The sequence below is a fragment of the Neotamlana nanhaiensis genome, from assembly GCF_000943555.1.
In the GTDB taxonomy this organism is placed as follows: Bacteria; Bacteroidota; Bacteroidia; order Flavobacteriales; family Flavobacteriaceae; genus Neotamlana; species Neotamlana nanhaiensis.
This window is the reverse complement of sequence record NZ_JTDV01000001.1, coordinates 35,187-53,389: the sequence shown is the minus strand read 5'-3', so window position 1 is coordinate 53,389 and position 18,203 is coordinate 35,187. Positions and strand designations below refer to the sequence as shown.

17 protein-coding genes are annotated in these 18,203 nt (G+C 32.4%); 4 read left to right on the top strand and 13 right to left on the bottom strand.

Annotated features, from left to right (window positions below; genetic code table 11):
• Positions 1–101: 101 nt before the first annotated feature.
• The 10 genes from PK35_RS00235 to PK35_RS00190 all read right to left on the bottom strand — a co-directional run bounded on the left by PK35_RS00235 (position 102) and on the right by PK35_RS00190 (position 10,549).
• Positions 102–1,082, bottom strand: coding sequence for a Gfo/Idh/MocA family protein (locus PK35_RS00235; RefSeq protein WP_044624674.1), 981 nt, complete (start codon positions 1,080–1,082; stop codon positions 102–104).
• Positions 1,075–2,871: a sodium:solute symporter family protein gene (locus PK35_RS00230; RefSeq protein ID WP_044624673.1), complete on the bottom strand. Its 1,797-nt coding sequence runs from the start codon at positions 2,869–2,871 to the stop codon at positions 1,075–1,077. Before PK35_RS00230 ends, PK35_RS00235 begins: the two co-directional genes overlap by 8 nt.
• Positions 2,872–2,986: 115 nt before the next feature.
• Entirely contained in the window at positions 2,987–5,512 is a 2,526-nt protein-coding gene (locus PK35_RS00225) for a PIG-L family deacetylase (RefSeq protein ID WP_044624672.1), read from the bottom strand.
• Between the two features lie 203 nt (positions 5,513–5,715).
• Positions 5,716–6,792: a magnesium/cobalt transporter CorA gene (gene corA / locus PK35_RS00220; RefSeq protein ID WP_044624671.1), complete on the bottom strand. Its 1,077-nt coding sequence runs from the start codon at positions 6,790–6,792 to the stop codon at positions 5,716–5,718.
• Between the two features lie 22 nt (positions 6,793–6,814).
• Positions 6,815–7,354 (bottom strand): mechanosensitive ion channel domain-containing protein, encoded by a 540-nt coding sequence (locus PK35_RS00215; protein ID WP_044624670.1) that lies wholly within the window; start codon positions 7,352–7,354, stop codon positions 6,815–6,817.
• Positions 7,355–7,431: 77 nt separating this feature from the next.
• Complete coding sequence (locus tag PK35_RS00210) at positions 7,432–8,028, bottom strand: Maf-like protein (protein ID WP_044624669.1); 597 nt, start codon at positions 8,026–8,028, stop codon at positions 7,432–7,434.
• The gene (locus PK35_RS00205) at positions 8,028–8,945 is read right to left on the bottom strand and encodes a geranylgeranylglycerol-phosphate geranylgeranyltransferase (RefSeq protein WP_044624668.1); all 918 of its coding nucleotides are present in this window, start codon (positions 8,943–8,945) and stop codon (positions 8,028–8,030) included. The genes PK35_RS00210 and PK35_RS00205 overlap by 1 nt, the downstream gene beginning before the upstream one ends.
• Before the next feature lies 1 nt (position 8,946).
• Positions 8,947–9,264 carry a hypothetical protein gene (locus PK35_RS00200; RefSeq protein ID WP_044624667.1) on the bottom strand — a complete coding sequence of 106 codons (318 nt, stop codon included), beginning with the start codon at positions 9,262–9,264 and terminating at the stop codon, positions 8,947–8,949.
• Between the two features lie 6 nt (positions 9,265–9,270).
• Positions 9,271–9,801, bottom strand: a complete 531-nt coding sequence (locus tag PK35_RS00195; RefSeq protein WP_044624666.1) for a KdsC family phosphatase — start codon at positions 9,799–9,801, stop codon at positions 9,271–9,273.
• On the bottom strand, positions 9,782–10,549 hold the full coding sequence (locus PK35_RS00190; RefSeq protein ID WP_044624665.1) for a Rossmann-like and DUF2520 domain-containing protein: 768 nt from the start codon (positions 10,547–10,549) through the stop codon (positions 9,782–9,784). Before PK35_RS00190 ends, PK35_RS00195 begins: the two co-directional genes overlap by 20 nt.
• 58 nt (positions 10,550–10,607) lie before the next feature.
• Here PK35_RS00190 and PK35_RS00185 point away from each other — a divergent pair, with 58 nt between their 5' ends.
• The 3 genes from PK35_RS00185 (at position 10,608) to PK35_RS00175 (ending at position 15,357) form a co-directional block, all read left to right on the top strand.
• Positions 10,608–10,994, top strand: coding sequence for a group III truncated hemoglobin (locus PK35_RS00185; protein ID WP_044624664.1), 387 nt, complete (start codon positions 10,608–10,610; stop codon positions 10,992–10,994).
• A 299-nt stretch (positions 10,995–11,293) separates the two neighbouring features.
• Positions 11,294–14,491, top strand: a complete 3,198-nt coding sequence (locus PK35_RS00180; RefSeq protein WP_044624663.1) for a cytochrome c biogenesis protein CcsA — start codon at positions 11,294–11,296, stop codon at positions 14,489–14,491.
• A gap of 2 nt (positions 14,492–14,493) precedes the next feature.
• Entirely contained in the window at positions 14,494–15,357 is an 864-nt protein-coding gene (locus PK35_RS00175; RefSeq protein ID WP_044624662.1) for an FkbM family methyltransferase, read from the top strand.
• A gap of 169 nt (positions 15,358–15,526) precedes the next feature.
• On the opposite strand, the gene PK35_RS00170 is transcribed toward PK35_RS00175, so the two are convergent.
• The gene (locus tag PK35_RS00170) at positions 15,527–16,243 is read right to left on the bottom strand and encodes a DUF3307 domain-containing protein (RefSeq protein ID WP_044624661.1); all 717 of its coding nucleotides are present in this window, start codon (positions 16,241–16,243) and stop codon (positions 15,527–15,529) included.
• Positions 16,240–16,839 (bottom strand): SatD family protein, encoded by a 600-nt coding sequence (locus PK35_RS00165; protein ID WP_044624660.1) that lies wholly within the window; start codon positions 16,837–16,839, stop codon positions 16,240–16,242. The genes PK35_RS00170 and PK35_RS00165 overlap by 4 nt, the downstream gene beginning before the upstream one ends.
• Positions 16,840–17,092: 253 nt before the next feature.
• On the opposite strand from PK35_RS00165, the gene mscL reads away from it, so the two are divergent.
• The gene (gene mscL / locus PK35_RS00160) at positions 17,093–17,539 is read left to right on the top strand and encodes a large conductance mechanosensitive channel protein MscL (RefSeq protein ID WP_044624659.1); all 447 of its coding nucleotides are present in this window, start codon (positions 17,093–17,095) and stop codon (positions 17,537–17,539) included.
• 37 nt (positions 17,540–17,576) lie between these two features.
• On the opposite strand, the gene PK35_RS00155 is transcribed toward mscL, so the two are convergent.
• Entirely contained in the window at positions 17,577–18,191 is a 615-nt protein-coding gene (locus PK35_RS00155; protein ID WP_044624658.1) for a class I SAM-dependent methyltransferase, read from the bottom strand.
• Between the last annotated feature and the right edge of the window lie 12 nt (positions 18,192–18,203).

Sequence of the window (18,203 nt, the reverse complement as noted above, 5' to 3'; positions counted from 1 at the left end):
GATAAAACTAACTGGAAAATTATTTAAAACAGAAGAATTAATGTTATTAGAAAGAGTAACAAGTTCTGGTTTATGGTAAATTAATTTTCCAGTTAGTTTTTTTAGTATTCTAAACCTATTATTTGAGATACTTCGTCAAGTAAACCAATTAAATTTCTACTAAAATCGAAGCTCATAATATCACTTTCGGTTTTACCAGCTTTTATAAGGTTATTAAAATGAATGGTCTCAAAATTATAGCCATTGGTGTTATAGCCAAAATCTTTAGTTTCTTCAACGCCGTTTTTTATAATTGTTACTGTTGATGGTTGATGAAACATGGTGTTTATCTTAATGGTTGCGTCTTCAAAAGTAAAAATGGCTTCAGTTGGCAATGTTTCTAGTAAAGAGCTTTTTAAGTGTGCTTCAACATTGTTTTTGTATTTAAAAACCATAGTACAGGACGAATCTACGTTGTTTTCAAAAAAAGTAGCATCAGCATCAATATGTTCTGGTTTTCCTAAAGAAGAGAGTGCAGCAAAAATAGGGTAAATACCAATATCTAAAAGGCTTCCACCACCAAGGTGCTTACCAAATAAACGTTTACTTTCATCAAAAGGTCTTGTAAAACCAAAATCGGCTTCAAGTTTTATTAAATTACCAAAAGTTTTATTTTTTATTTCATTTAAAACGTATTGATAGTGTGGTAAAAACGCCGTCCAAAGGGCTTCCATTAGCAAAGTATTATTTGCTTCAGCACAGGCAATCATGTCTTCAACTTCTTTGGTATTCATGGCAAAAGGCTTTTCGCATAACACCGCAATTCCTTTTTGAAGACACATTATGGAATTTTCTTTATGAAACACATGCGGCGTTGCAATATAAACAGCATCCACATTAGGGTCGTTGGCTAAATCTTCATAGCTGGGATACGCTTTTTGCGCGTTATAAGTTTTAGCAAAATCATTGGCCTTTTCTTGATTTCGAGAAGCTACAGCGTATAATTCGGCGTCATTTATGGTTAATAAATCTTTGGCGAATTTGTGGGCTATATTTCCTAAGCCAATTATTCCCCATTTTATCTTTTTTTTATTTTCAGTCATCTTTTAATTTTATTTTTTGAATTAAAATAGCGGTAAACATAACGAGTGCACAACCAAATAAATTTAGCCATAAATAAGGCATCCAGTTAAACCACCAGCCAATAATTACAATTATTTGCGTTATGATTGCTGCTGTAAACACGGCATTCGCTTTTACAAATTTTAAAAAAAATGCCAGTAAAAATATACCTAAAACATTGCCGTAAAATATAGAGCCAATAATATTTACTAACTGTATTAAATTTTCGGCCAAATTTGCAAAACACGCTATAATAATAGCTACAACACCCCAAATTAAAGTGAAAATTTTGGTCATTTTTACCATATGCTTTTCATGTTTTTCGCCATTATAATTCCGGCCATATAAATCGATAGATGTAATGGTTGCTAATGCATTAACCTCGGATGCTGTTGAAGACATTGCCGCACTTAAAATAACAGCCAATAACAGCCCAATTAAACCTTTTGGTAAATGGTTTAAAATAAAGGTTATAAACATATAATCGCGGTCGTTAGTTTGGGTGTCTTTGGCAGAGGTGGCATAAAAAGCAGAAAGTTCTTCCTGTTTTAATTTATAAGCTTCAGAGTCCGTGTTTAAGCTATTTAACTCGGCAACCAGTTTTGTATATTGAGTGGCATAACTGCTATCAACAGCTTGTTTTATTAGAAATTTAGATTGTAAACGATAAGTTTTGTCAATGCTGTCAAGCATCAATAGTTGTTGTTTGGTTTCAATTGATTTTTTTTCGGCATATTGAATGCTTAATGTTTTTTTCTGTTGAAATAGTTGATTTTGTTTTTGTTGAAGACTTTTATATTCCGAAGCATATTCCGAAGCTAAAACTTTTTCAGTAGAAGCGTCAATAAAATTTAATGGCGACGGATTAAATTGATAAAAAACAAACACCATAACACCAACCAAAAGAATAAAAAATTGCATAGGCACTTTTAATAAACCATTAAAAATTAAGCCCATTTGCATTTCTTTTTTGTCTTTACCAGATAAATAACGTTGTACTTGACTTTGGTCGGTGCCAAAATACGATAGCATTAAAAATGTACCACCAATTAAACCTGTCCAAACTGTATACCTATTTTCCAAATCGAACGAGAAATCTAGAATTTCCATGCGATTATTAGCTCCTGCAATTTCGAGTGCATCGGTAAACGATACGTTATCGGGAATTAAATTTAATATGATAAATAAGGCTGCGAGCATACCCGCAAAAATGACAAACATTTGCTGTTTTTGCGTTACTGTAACAGCTTTGGTACCACCAGAAACTGTGTAAATAATTACCAGAACTCCAATAATAATATTTAAGGTTATAATATTCCACCCCAAAACAATGGATAGAATAATTGCCGGCGCAAAAATGGTAATTCCAGCAGCCAAACCACGTTGTATTAAAAATAGAGTAGCGGTTAAGGTTCTAGTTTTTAAATCGAAGCGGTTTTCTAAAAATTCGTAAGCGGTATAAACTTTTAAGCGATGATAAAGTGGGATAAAAACCAAACAAATAATTACCATGGCAATAGGCAAACCAAAGTAAAATTGTACAAAGCCCATACCATCGGAAAAAGCTTGCCCTGTGGTAGATAAAAAAGTTATAGCACTAGCTTGAGTTGCCATTACCGATAAACCAATAGTCCACCATTGTGTGCTATTACCACCTTTTACATAATCTTGTACGCTTTTGCTTCCTCTAGTTTTCCAAGTACCATAACCCACAATAGTTAATAACGTAATTGCAAGAACTGCCCAATCTATCCAGTTTAAACTATGCATAATTAAAACACTTGCATGATTAAGTAAAACACAATAATATAGACCAAGTTAGCAATTAAAACTACAGAGTATAATTTTAACCATGGCTGTTTCTGCTTGTTGTTTTCTGGACTCATTAATCGTTTAATTTATTGCTGTTCTCAATGTTGTCTTTGCCTAATGAAAGCATGTTTGCAAATAGACGATAGGCGCCAGAAACGCCTTCGGGGAATTCTCTAAAAAAGCTTAAACCAGTGTAAATGTAATAGCCTTTACCGTGTTTAGCCACGAGTAAACTTCCTTTTTTAGCCGATTCTTTTTTGTCGTGCATCGAGAAAATAGGCGTGAAGGCTTTATCCCATTTATTTGGAAAATACAAGCCGCGTTCTTGGGTCCAACCTTCAAAATCCTTTGTAGTAATTTTATTTGGTGTATTTAAAATAGAGTGGTCGGGTTCTAAAAATTTAACTTCGGCATGCTCATCGGTAACACGGTCTCTCGAAAGTTCTAATTTGTAAGGTGCAATATGGTCGGTTTTTAAACGATGACTGGTATTGTATTGCACAATCATGTTACCTCCATTTTCAACAAAATTAAATAAAATGTCTTGCTTAAATTTTAAATCATCTAAGGTGTTGTATGCGCGAATACCAACAATAACAGCATCAAAATTACTTAACGTTTCAGAAGTAATTTCATTAGGTTTTAAAATACGAACATGATAGCCTATTTGTTGTAAGCTCTCTGGAACCACATCGCCAGAACCTTCAATATAAGCAATATTTTCGCCTCGTTTTTTAATATCTAAACGCACCACTTTGCTTTCGCTTGGTAATAAAACGGTTTGATTAGGAATATGATCATAGTTAATTTCAATAAGTGCTTTGGTAAAGGTTTTATCATTTAAATGAAGTATAGGAGAAATATAGCCTTCATTTTGATTTTGCGGCGGAATTACCGTAAAAATAAGCGTTTGCTCTTCGCCTTTATTGCTAATTGAAACTTTTTGTTTTTTGGGGTAAACACTCCAACCTTCGGGATGACACAGTTCTATATAACCATCAATGTTTTCAGTATTTGCTTTAACAATTACTGGAATTTCTTTTTGAGTTGGACTATTGAAAATTATAACCTTTTCTGGAATTTCTACTGAAGCTTCCGGAATTATTTCGAACGGACGATACAATTCACCTTTATCGGGTTTCGAGTAACGCTCAATTACTGGTTTAGTAAAGGTTATGGGTGTGTTTTCAATAATCATATTAAAGTCGATGTTATAAACACGAGGCGTTTCGGGTAAGCCAATAAGGTTTTTATCGTCAACTTTATACATGCCTAATGAGCCATTTTCGGTGAGCCAATACGGTGTAGTTGGCGTTTGCTGATCATCAATCTTTAGGACTTCTTTAAAACGATATTCAACATTATTTTGAAGTTGCATGTTTTTTGCAATGTTTACGGTATTGTCCTTTTTAATACTTACTAAAGTAATAGGGGTTTCGCTTCGGTTTACAGCTTCTAAATTAATGTTTACTAAATCGCCTGGAGTTGCCCAATGGTTGCTAGCTGAAGCTTCTAAATATAAACCAGCACACATTTCGATAATATTTTTAATGGCTTGAGTTTTTTGAGTTTTCCAATGGGTGTCTTCTATGTTTTGAATTAGTTTATAAGCTTCAATTAATTGCGGAATATGAATTGATGGGTTACTAAAATTGAAATGCTTCTCAATGTCATATAAAATAGCTCCAATAGCTTGTCCGCCTTTTATTCGATTCCATGACGTATCAATGCCTTCAAAAATAGAATTTGAACCTTGTAAAGCATCACCTTTTAATAACTCGATGTAATCTTTACTTGTTCCTCGACTTGATAATCGCCCAAAACCTTGACATAGGTGCTGACTTCTGGAAATGGCAGCAATTTCGTTGTTCGATAATCCTTTATGCGGATAATACACACCAACATCCAGGGCAAGCATGTTACTTTTATCTACTTTATTAAAAGCTTCTTGACTGCCATAACGCCACCAACTTGTGTTATAAAATAAGCGTTTAGGCTGCCAAGGAGCGGCTATATTGTTTAAACTTGGATACGATGATGCATCTCCAGCTAAATCGAAAGCTTCAACACTTAACATCGCAGAACTGGTGTGGTGACCATGCGTAGAACCAGGTGTACGGTGGTCGAAACGATTAATAATTACATCGGGTTTAAACTTTCTTATTGCTAAAACCACATCGCTTAGCACTTCTTGTTTATTCCAAATTTCTAAAGTTTCGTCTGGGTGTTTTGAATAGCCAAAATCGTTAGCTCGGGTAAAAAATTGTTCGCCACCATCAATACGTCTTGCTGCGAGAAGTTCCTGTGTTCGCATAACGCCTAAAAGTTCGCGTATTTCAGGACCAATAAGGTTTTGCCCGCCATCACCACGCGTTAACGAAAGGTAAGCTGTACGAGCTTTTTCGTGGTTTGCCATGTAGGCAATAAGGGCGGTGTTTTCATCATCTGGATGTGCCGCAATGTACAATACCGAACCCAAAAAATTGAGTTTTTGTATAGCTTCGTAAATATTTGAAGATGTAGGTTTTGTGGGTTTTTGAGCGTAGTTTCTAAAGCCCGAAAACACTATAATTATACTTAAAATAATAAGCTTGCGCATAATGGTGATTGGTTTGATAGCTATCAAATATAAAAAAGAAACCAGCAGAATGGCTGGTTTTAAAGTTTCTTTAACTTAAAATTTTATTTAGTTACTCCCTGTTTTTAGGCATTAATTATCCATAGATATTATCAATTATTTTAAGTCGGTGTTATTATTTTCTTATGTAATAATGAAACCCGGAAAAACTTTATTTTATAATGTTACAACCACTTTTTGCGTTTGAAATAGTACATCATTCCTAAAAATATGGCAATCATTACACCCCAAACAGCAAAGTAGCCGTTTTTGTATTGCAATTCTGGAATGTACTCGAAATTCATACCATAAATACCAGCAATAAAAGTTAGCGGAATAAAAATAGAAGCCATTATAGTAAGTACTTTCATAACCTCATTCATTTTATTGCTAATGGTTGTCATGTACATGTCCATTAAACTCCATACCATTTCGCGATAAATTTCGATATTCTCTGAAACTTGAATTAAATGATCGAAAATATCACGATAATAAGTAATGGTTTTGGCTTTTATTAAAGTGTTTTCGTTTTTTTCTATGCGGTTTAAAATTTCACGTAACGGGAAAATAGCACGACGTACTCTTAAAATTTCTCGTTTTAAATCTTGGATATTTTTACTGGTGTCGTCTTGCACTTTTCCTGAGAAAATATCACTTTCAAAATCTTCAATTTTATCACCTAAAACCTCAATAACACTAAAATAATGGTCAACAATGGCATCCATTAAAGTGTAGAGTAGGTAATCGGATTCCATATTTCTAATGCGCCCTTTAGCGTGTCTTAAACGATCTCTAACCGAATCGAATACATCTCCTTCGGCTTCTTGAAAGCTTAATACATAATCTTCACCTAAAATAAAACTGACTTGTTCTGATATAATGATATCGTTATCATCATAATACAACATTTTTAAAACAACAAAGATGTAATCGTCGTATTCATCAATTTTCGGACGTTGAGAAATGTTTACGATATCTTCTAAAACTAATGGATGAAGTTCGTAATGCTCTCCAATTTTCTCAATGGTATCAACGTGGTTTAATCCGTTTACATTTATCCAAGTAATGGTACCAGCTTCAAAGATAAAACATTCTTCTACATTGGTAAGTTCTTTTTCTACACACGTTTCTTTATTGTAATCGAAAGATTCAATAAATAATTTTTGGTCAGACTTTTTTCCTGTATAAATAACGCTTCCAGGAATTTGACCAATACTTTTTTTAGAAAATAGATTGCGTGTTTTTTTTGCCACTTTCAACATAAATATCTATAAATATATGAAATTAAACGGCATCACCATCGTCTTCATGCAACTCTACAATGGCATCTTTTTTAATTAAAGTTACAGCCTTTTGTAGCATCAAGTTGTTTGGATAGGTTACTAAGTTTCCGTTTTCTAATCGTAAAATTAACTGAAAAGCTCTAATGTCTTCAATTATAACAACTTCAGGGAAATCGCTATCATGAATTTTAATTTTATCGCCCACTTTATAAGGAAAATTAAAAAACATAATAATACCAGATGTAATATTACTTAATATGGACCAAATGGCGAATAAGGCAATGCCAATAACTGTAAAAACAGATGAAAAAAAGAATGCTAAATCTTTAAATTCGGCAAAAATTAAGGCTTCAATTAATAGCGCTATTATAAAGAGTGCTACTGTAACATAACGACGAATTAACCTAATGCGCGCATCGTTTATGTCATTTTTCTTTGCAATTTTTGTTATGGTAAAATTAATAGCAAATCGTATAATTAATAAAGATATAAGTATTAGTATGCTGAATATAATTTCATCTTGATATTTCTGTAAAATCATAAAATAGGATTAAATGAATTACAAAGATACACTACTGAAATAACGGAATGAAAAATTAAGGGGTATTTTAAATTTTGTTAACGTTTTAAGGCTGAAATTTCTAATAGTGTTTTGTAAACCAAATTAACAGGAAAGCCCATAACGTTGTAATACGAACCTTCAAGTTTTGTTACACCTATTTGTCCAATCCACTCTTGTACGCCGTAAGCGCCAGCTTTATCGAAGGGTTTAAAAGTGTTTATGTAATAGTTAATTTCGGCGTCGGTTAAGGCTTTAAAAGTCACTTTAGTTACAGCATTAATCGTTTTTTCATAATTAGTAGTTGTAAAACAAACCGATGTAATTACCTCGTGGGTAGTATTGCTTAACGACTGTAACATTTTAAATGCTTCGGAAGCTGTTTTAGGTTTTCCCAAAGCTTCATTTTTATGCCAAACAATGGTATCGCTGGTAATTAAAATATCATTTTCTTGTAATTCTTTTTTATAGGGAAGCGCTTTTAGCTGTGAGAGATAGTCGCTAATTTCAAAATGAGTTAATCGCGGGGGATAGTCTTCTTTTACAGATTTTAATTTAACTGAAAATGAAATACCTAAATTTTTTAAAAGTTCTTGTCGTCTAGGAGAACCCGAAGCGAGAATGATGTTATGGTGTTTTAGTTTTTCTGCTAACATTATTTTAAAATAACAAACTTGTATAAAAGTAGTGAAAGAATGCCAAAAAGCATGACTATTTTATAGCGATTGCTTAGTTTGGAAAAATCGGATTTATTTGAAGCACTAAAGGTTATAATACAAATATAGAGTAGTGGTGCGACAATAAAAATTAAAAAATAACCAACAGCCCAAGGGTAAAGGTATAATTGATTTGATACATGCAGAATGATTAAAACTAAAGGCACAAAGTTTAATGCACTCAACAGATATTTAGCATTTTTAATACCAATTAAAATAGGAAGTGTTTTCATGTTTTGTTGAAAATCGCCTTGGTAATCTTCAATATCTTTGCATAATTCACGAAGTAAATTGATACTAAAAGCAAAAACTGCATATTTAAAAATAATTTTTAAAAAAGCGAGTTGAAAATGTTTGTTTGCGGGTGTTAAACCAGGAAGTAAATCGAATATACCAACAATTAAAATACTAAAACCAACTAAAATAGAAATTAAAATATTGCCAATAATTGGTAGTCGTTTTAGCATGGTTGTGTACACATAAAGTAACAACGAAATAAGTACAAAAAGAATAAAAAATGGAGGCTTATTTACTAAGTGCGAGAGGTAAAATCCGCAGCCAACTCCAATAATATTTAAAATGATAAAGGCCGTAAAAGCATTCTTTTCTGAAATTGCTTTACCTATAATAACTTGGTTTGGTTTGTTTATAGCATCGGTATTTACATCGTAAATATCGTTAATTATATTTCCTGCAGCCGCAATACAAATGGTTGCTAAAATGAGTAAAGTAATACCAAAAGCGTTTAAGCTTGTCTGCGATTTTAAGGGTTCTAAAAAGGCGTATTTTACTAGTAATTGTGCTAAAACTAAAATTAGCAGATTTTTGAAACGAACAAGTTTTATAAATGATATCATGTTATATTTTATGCATGATATTTGTAATGAGAAGTTTTAAAAGCAGTAAAAATATAATCAAAAGAATACCCCCTAAAATTAAGGCTTTTATGTTTTTACGTTTCTCAGATGCTCTAATGTTATTTTTTATACGTTCTTTTTCTTCCTTGGTGAGTTTTTTGTGCAGAAAATCGAGTTCAAAATGTAAATGTGTTTCATTATTAAGCTTTTCTTTTAAACTAGAAAAAGCCTTTCTAGAACTTTGATTAAATACATTAGCTGAGTTGCCAAAACCAACATACCCAAATCCATTACCGTGTCTTCTGCTTGTTTTTTTCACGACATATTAATCATTTTTAGCCGAAAAATTTCCAGCCCATTTACCTTGTACTTTTAAAACCTGTTCTATAACATCTCTGGCTGCACCTTTGCCGCCTTTTTTATGCGAAATGTATTTTGATACACTTTTAACTTCAGGAACTGCATCTTGCGGGCAACAAGGTAAACCAACTACCTGCATTACAGGAATATCTGGCATGTCATCACCCATATACAAAACATTTTCTGCTTTAATATTATTTTTTTTTAGGTAATCATTTAGTTGATCAATTTTGTTGTGGGCGTTTAGGTAAATATCAGTTATACCTAATTCCGAAAGTCTTTTTTTTACACCTTGGTTGGTGCCTCCAGTGATAATGCAAAAGTTAAATCCTTGGTTTAAAGCTGTTTTAATAGCGTAGCCGTCTTTCACATTCATACTTCTAAGCAAATCACCATCGGCGGTAACGAGTACCATTCCGTTTGTTAAAACACCATCAACATCAAATATAAATGTGGTGATTTGTTCTAAATATTCTTTATAGCTTTTTTCCTCCATGTGTATGTTGTATCGAGTCTGTTAAAAGCTTATAAATAGCTTCATGATGCTCGTTATTTAATAGTTTTAAATGATTTTTAATGGTTTTTTTATCGTTTCGTTTCGCCGGACCTGTTTGAGCCATGTAAGGTGAGTGGTCTTGTACTTTTAATGCCGTTTCTAAAATTAACGGTTTTAGTAAATCGAATTCGGCACCTTCACTTTCGGTAATTTCGTGAGCGACACGGTATAATTGATTGGTGAAATTATTAACAAAAACAGCTGCTAAATGCAAAACACCACGCTGATTACTGTTAACTTTTTTTGTAGGACTTCCCAAACTAACCGCGATGGCCTTTAGAGTGTGATAGTATGGTTTTTCAATAGTTTCAATACAAATCGGGACATTAGTAAAATCTATTTTAGCCGATTTACTAAAACTCTGTAAAGGGTAAAATACACCACGCTTGTGTTTTTTATCTAAATCGTGAATATTAACACTTCCTGATGTATGCACTACCAAGCGATTCTCGAAAGGCAATTGCGTCGATAACTCTGCAATGGCATCATCACTTACAGCAAGAATGTAAACATCAGCTTCAACAAGTTGGTTTAAATTATCTGTAATTTCTACGTCTTTTTTAAACGTTGAAATCGATTTTAAATTTCTGTTATACCATTGTTTTACAGAAACTTTATTGCTTTTTATTAAAGCTTTAAATAAATGTGTTGCAACATTTCCTGCACCTAAAATTACTACTGAAATCATAGCGCAAAAATAAAAATAAATGATCAATAAGTTGCTCAAACCTGTATCTTTGTTTTATATGAAAAATGCCGATTTACAAACTAGAGCCGATGTTCATTTATTGGTATCATCGTTTTATAAAAAAATTAGAAAAGATGCTGTTTTAAAACCATTCTTTGAAGGTATTAAAAATTGGGACGAACATTTAGATAATTTAACTACCTTTTGGGAATCGAGCTTGTTTTTAAAAACGAAATACTACGGTAACCCTTTGAAAACCCACTTAAAGGTTGATGCTGAACATAACAATTTAACGACGCAAGAACATTTTGGTTTATGGCTAAATTTATGGATTGAAACCGTTAACGATTTATTTGAAGGACAGTACGCTGAAATTGCAAAGAATCGAGCACGTAAAATGAGTACCTTCTTGTATCTAAAAATATTTGAGGCAAGGAGGGAGTAGTTTAGTGGGCAGTCGCAGTTTACAGTCTCAGTAGGCAGTTTCAGTATTCAGTTTAAAATTAAACTTTATTGTTTTGGAATTTGGTTTTTTTAAAAATTTGGAATTTCGATTTAAGTCTCAGTTTACAGTTGCAGTATTCAGAATTAAATAGAACTTTATGTTATTGGAATTTGGTTTTTTCTTATTGGAATTTAATTTTAACTAGAAACTAGAAACTAACCGTCATTAAGTTAATTTTAACATCCTTAAATAAACATAAATAGTTAAATTTGCAAAACCTTTAAAAAAAGGGTGAAATTATGCAAAATAGACTAGCTAGAATTCTCTTTTCAACCAGACTTACCTCCGTTTTATTTATTGTTTTTGCTGCCGCTATGGCAACGGGTACTTTTTTAGATGCCGGACAAGAAACATCGCCAACACCATACACCAGAAATTTAATTTATAACACTTGGTGGTTCGAGGCCATTATGGCTGTTTTTCTTATTAATTTTATAGGAAACATAAAACGTTACAATCTGCTTAAAAAAGAAAATTGGGCAACTTTTATACTTCATATTGCCTTTATTTTCATTCTTTTAGGTGCTTTTATTACACGTTATACAGGCTTTGAAGGTATGATGGCAATTCGTGAAGGCGCTACCGAAAACACCTTTTTATCAAGAGAAACATATATTTCAGCTTTTATCGATGGAAATTATGAGATTGATGGTGTACGTCAACGTTTAACAGTAGAGGATAAAGTAGATTTTTCAGATCGCTTAAACAATTCCTTTAAAATTGAAACGAAATACGATACACAACCCGTAACTATCGAGCTAGAAAAGTTTATCACCTCGGCAGAAAAAGATATTGTTCCAGATGATAACGGCGAATCGTATTTAAAATTAGTTGAAGCCGGACAAAGCGGGCCACATAACCATTTTCTTAAAGTAGGGCAGGTGTCTAGTATTCACAACATCCTTTTTGCTTTAAACAAACCGACTCCAGGTGCTATAAATATTACTTATCAAGGTGATTCGCTAACTATAAATTCGCCGTTTGAAGGTGAATATATGACAATGGCAACCAGAGCTCAAGGTTTATTGATAAAAGATAGTGTCCAACCGCTAAAATTACGTTCGCGTTATGTTGTGGCTGGTATGCAATTGGTGTTTCCAAAACCTGTGGTTACAGGCGTTTTCGACGTGGTTAAAAAATCTCAGTTGTTAAAAAACGACGAAGATGGCGTGGTATTAAAAGTTACGGCCAATGGCGAAACTAAAAAAGTGGGACTTATTGGCGGCATGGGAACAAATAGTAATTACGAACAAATTGAAGTTGGCGGATTGGAATTCGCATTAAAATACGGTTCTAAAATATTGGAATTGCCATTTTCGGTGAAACTAAACGATTTTGAAGCTGAAAAATACCCGGGAACAGAGCAACGCTATTCGGCATATTCAAGCGAAGTGACAGTTATTGATGATGAAGCTGAAAGTTTCGATTATAAAATATTTATGAATAATATTTTAGACTATAAAGGGTATCGTTTTTTTCAATCAGGTTTCGATCCTGACGAACACGGCACCATTCTTTCTGTAAATCACGATTTTTGGGGTACAACGGTTACTTATTTTGGCTACGGTATGTTATATCTTGGCTTGCTTGCCATTTTATTTACACGTCGATCGCGTTTTGGCGATTTAAGAAAGCAGTTAAGGAATTTAAAAGCTAAAAAAGCTAAAGCGTTATCTGTTGTAATTTTACTTTTGGCAATGCAACATGGTTTTGCTCAAGAGCACACTGCAAACGATGGGCATAATCACGAGCAACCAACAAAGGCTCAAAAATCACAAATTGATTCCTTATTAAAAGCTAATGTAGCACCAAAGTCGCATGCCGATGAATTTGGACATCTTGTTATTCAAGATTTAAGCGGACGTATGATGCCGGTGAATACATATGCATCAGAATTGCTTAGAAAATTAAGCAAAAGCGATACTTATGAGGATTTAGATGCGAATCAAGTATTTTTGTCTATTCAAGAAAGTCCAATGTTTTGGTACAATGTACCTATTATTTATTTGCGCCCAATGGAAACCGATTCGTTACGAACCATTGTAGGCTTACCAAAAACAGGAAAACTTTTCGCCTTAAACGATTTTATAAACGAAGATGGATCGTATAAGTTGAGCCCGTATTTAGAAGAAGCTTATGGAGCAGCTGTTCCTAACGGATATCAAAAAAAAATAAAAGAAACAGATGAACGCGTGACCTTGCTTTACAACACCATTCAGGGATCATCGTTAAAATTATTTCCTATTCCCGAAGATGAAAATAATAAATGGATTTCTACTTACGAATACAAATTAGGAGCTGTTGATATTCAAGATTCTCTGTATTCAAATTTTGTTAAAAATGGTTTTGAAGTGTATTTATATACCCTTAACCAAGCGAAACAATCTGGAGATTTTTCTAAAGCTTCAAAAATAGTAGAGTCTATTAAAAAAACACAACAAAAGTATGGTGGTACTGTAATGTTGAGCGATAAAAAGATAAAAACCGAAATACTTTACAATAAATACGACATTTTTAAGAAGCTGTATAGTTGGTACATGTACGCCGGAACTTTGATGTTTGTGTTATTAATAATTCAGATATTTAAAGATAAAAGCAAAGGATTAAAAATTGCAGTTAACGTATTTAAGTTTATCATCATTGCGCTTTTTGTTTTACATACGGCAGGTTTAATTGCGCGTTGGTATATTTCAGGTCATGCACCGTGGAGTGATGCTTACGAGTCTATGATTTATGTGGCTTGGGCAACCATGTTATTCGGATTAATTTTTGGAAGAAAAAGTGACTTAACTCTAGCTTCAACAGCATTTGTAACGTCTATGATTTTAATGATTGCGCATTGGAATTGGATGGATCCTGCAATTGCAAACCTACAACCCGTTTTAAACAGTTATTGGTTAATGATACACGTGGCGGTAATTGTAGGTAGTTATGGACCTTTTACATTAGCCATGATTTTAGGAATTGTAGACTTATTTCTTATGGCATTTACCAACAAGAATAATAAGACTAAAATGGACTTTAACATAAAAGAACTTACTATAATTAACGAAATGGCGTTAACAGTAGGTTTAGTTATGCTTACCATTGGAAACTTTTTAGGAGGTATGTGGGCTAACGAAAGTTGGGGACGTTATTGGGGTTGGGACCCTAAAGAAACTTGGGCGCTTATTAGTATTATGGTTTATGCTTTTATAATTCACATGCGTTTGGTTCCAGGTTTACGAGGGCGTTTTATATTTAATTTATTGTCAATTGTTGGTTTTGCTAGTATTATGATGACTTATTTTGGAGTAAACTTTTATTTAGCAGGATTACACAGTTATGCCAGTGGCGACCAAATTATTAGTTTAAAATTTATTGGTATCGCCTGTGCTTTAATAGCTATTCTTGGTTTTTTTGCATACCGTGGTTATGCGAAATATTATAAAAAATAAATATGAATGCTAATCTTCTTAGAGTTTTAAATAAGTTAAAAGTTTTTAAGTATTTAAACTTTAAGAAGGAAATTACGATAAACAATAACCGTTTTAAGGTTCCTATTTACAACAATATTGGGCAATCATATTTGAGTGCTTTTGAGCCTTGGATGCTTAGTTTGCTTAAAACCATTTCGCCTTTTATAACCAATAGTTTTGTTGATGTAGGTGTTAATATAGGACAGACCTTATTAAAGGTTAAAAGCATATCGTCGGACATTAAATATATTGGTTTCGAACCTAATCCAGTTTGTTATAATTACCTTGAAAATTTACTCGATTTAAATCACTTTCATAATGCCAAAATTTTTCAGTTAGGTATTTCGAATAAAACTGAAAATGGTGTTTTATATTTTACAAATAGTAGTAAAACAGATCCTTCGGCATCAATTGTTAATGGATTTAGAAGTGACGATCAAATTAGTCAACAGATAAATATTCCGCTCGCTACTTGGGATACTGTTAGAGAAAAAGAAGATTTCGAAGCGATTTCGATTTTAAAAATAGATGTAGAAGGTGGCGAACTTGAAGTTTTAGAAAGTTTTAAAAGCAGTTTAATTTCTGATAGGCCTATAATAATTATTGAAATTTTACCAACTTACAACAAAGACAATACTTTTAGAATTGAGCGTCAGAAAAATGTAGAACAATTACTAAAAACGCTTAATTACACCATTTTTAGAATATTAAAAGAAAATGATGAATTGATAGGTTTTAAAGCCTTATCTAAAATAGAAATACACGATAACATTAATTTTTGCGATTATGTTATGGTGCCAAAGTCGAAACTTGAAGCTTTTAAGAGACTTGTAAAAATATTCTAATAGGTAGCTCGCTTAAAAAGATAACTGAAAGTTTTATAGAATAAGTGTTTGTTACACTGAGCGCAGTCGAAGTGTGGTTTTACTTCAAAACTCTAAAAGGTAACTTTTTTCAATAGTTTTTTCGTTATTAATTGGAGTAAATTAAAAGTAATTTTATGTGGAGTTCATGTTAAAGCAACTCAATTACATAGTTATAGGTTATTCCAAAAGCCATAGCTAAACCAAAGCTGAGTAATGTTCCTATTAAAATATACTCGGTAAGTTTTCTGTCGGTAGCCTTCGATAAATCACTAAATCTAAATACCGATTTTGCAGCTATTAAAAAACCAATTCCTTCCCAGTGGTTTGTAATTATAAAAGCAAACACAAATAAGCGTTCCAGCATGCCAATGTAGGCGCCAGCTTTTTCTAAAGAGGCTTTTTCGGTGTATTCGCTTAAATCCCATTTCGAGATGATCGTTTTCATTAGTATGGCCGAAACATAGGTAATACCAACGATGCTTGTGATAAAAAGTAGAACTTTTGGGGTGTAAAATGAGTCAAAATTTAATTGGTAGTTCTCATAAATCTTAACCACTAAAGCGATAACGATAACATGTGCTAATTGATCTAACCCAAATAAAATTCTAGGATTCATTTTGGGTTTTAAATTCAATTTAATAACATCAAAAATATAATGACTTATTAGTATTATTAAAATACCAAGCCAGTAACTAAAATTAAACTGCAACACTACAATTAAAGCCACTAAATGCACTAAAATATGGAAGTATAAAAATTTCGATTTGTGCTTATAAGTTTCCTTATGTGTTACCCATTTTTGTGGTTGTAGTAAAAAGTCGCCCACAAAATGTGCTAAAATGAGTTTAATGGCTAAAGCAATCATAAAGTCGATATTTTTTGTTTGTAAAAATGCATGAGTTTTAATATTTCATCAAAACCACCACGTTTTAATCCTTCACTAATATTACTTTGCGATTTACTCAATAATTTAGCCAATTGGTTTTGGTTTAAATCAGGATTTAATAAAGTGGTTTTTATAATGGTTGACGAAATGGTGGTCCAATTATTTATGGTTAATTGAGCCAACTCAAACATTAGGTTTAAAGTTAAGTCGAAATCATCAAAACTCGATTTTATAGCCAATGTATTTTTCTTTAAACTTTCAAAGCACTCTCCCGAATTAATAAAAGCTGCTCCGTTCGATTCGGTTATATTATCGGTTTCAAAAGTTTTTTCACCTAAACCAATAGCTAATCGAACATCTATATTTTTGTATTGTTTTATAGTCGATTTTAAAAGTATTGAGGCAAAAAGAGCATCTTCAGGTTTAACTTCCAATTGAAAACTATCCCCTCTAAAAATTTCCCAAGTTTTAGGAGTGTTTCCAAAATAATTCAAAGCGTCTTTCAACGAGTTTAACCAAACTTTAGGTTCGGTTTCTCTCGAATTAATAATATCTCCTGTTAGTATAGCTATCATTTTGAATGTTTTAGTTTATCTCATTACTTTGTAATGTTATACTGAATTTGTTTCAGCATCTTAATAAACGTTTTTTGTTAAGTGAAACGGTTTTCAATTTTCATCTCCTTCAAAAAGGTTTTTCAAAAATATACTTTTTTTATCAGATATTCAAAAATATACGTTAATATTCAGATAATTTAAATTATCGTTTTTTTAACAGATAATTAAATTGTGGTTTTTAAATTTGTTATAAATAATTAAAACTTAATCTATGAAACTATTTAAAGAGTTTAAAGAATTTGCTGTAAAGGGAAATATGATGGATATGGCCATAGGTATTATTATTGGCGCTGCATTTAATAAAGTGGTCGATGTTTTAGTTAAACAAGTGTTTTTACCGCCATTATCGCTATTGACTGATGGTGTAAACTTTAACGATAAGCGTATTATTTTAAAAGATCCTATTACCAATGCAGATGGTACAATAAAAACCGATGAAGTAGCTATTGGTTACGGGGCTTTAGGTGAAGCTGTTGTCGATTTTTTAATTATTGGATTTACCGTTTTTGTAATTGTGAAGTTTTTAAATAAACTAAGAAATAAGGCACAAGACGCTACCGATGACACTGTGGCAACACCAAAAGATATTGAACTATTATCGAAACTTACCACTTTAATGGAAGAACAAAATAAGCTGTTAAAACTAAATAAAAAGTAACGTGTATTTTGAGATAAAACAAATTAATTAAACCGAGTTATTTTTTACAAATAATCATCCAATGCCTTTCGTTTGGGCTTTCTTCTGGTTCGTTAATTTCTTTTACTATTTGTAAGTTATAATCACCAAACTCTTCATTTATTGAAGCTTTGTTATAAAAATAAAGATTTAAGCCGTTTGGCGAATAAAAAGTGTTTTTACTAATTTGATCACCAACACCAAAACGTTTATCGTTTACAGATAAAGCTACAAAAATCATAATCCCATTGGGTTTTAATTGATTGTAGCAATCTTTTATTAATTTTTGTCTTTCAGTGATGTTTAAAAGATGAATAAGCGAATAGCAATACACCGCATCGTAAACGGCATCATCAAAAGGCATATTATTAACCGAACCGTGATGAATAGTTGTTGTATTATTAAAATAAAGACGCGCTCTTTGTATGGCGGTTTTTGAGATTTCCATTCCTGTAACATTAATGCCATTATCGTAAAATACTTTAGCATTTCTGCCATAACCAAAACCAGGAATTAAAAGGTTTTTTACATGGTATTTTTCAAGAATGCCAAGTACATACAAAGCGTTATCTGTAGGGGTTTCTCCCCACATTTTAGCGTTACTTTTAAAAGCGGATTCCCAAAATTCGGCCATTTGTAATCTTAC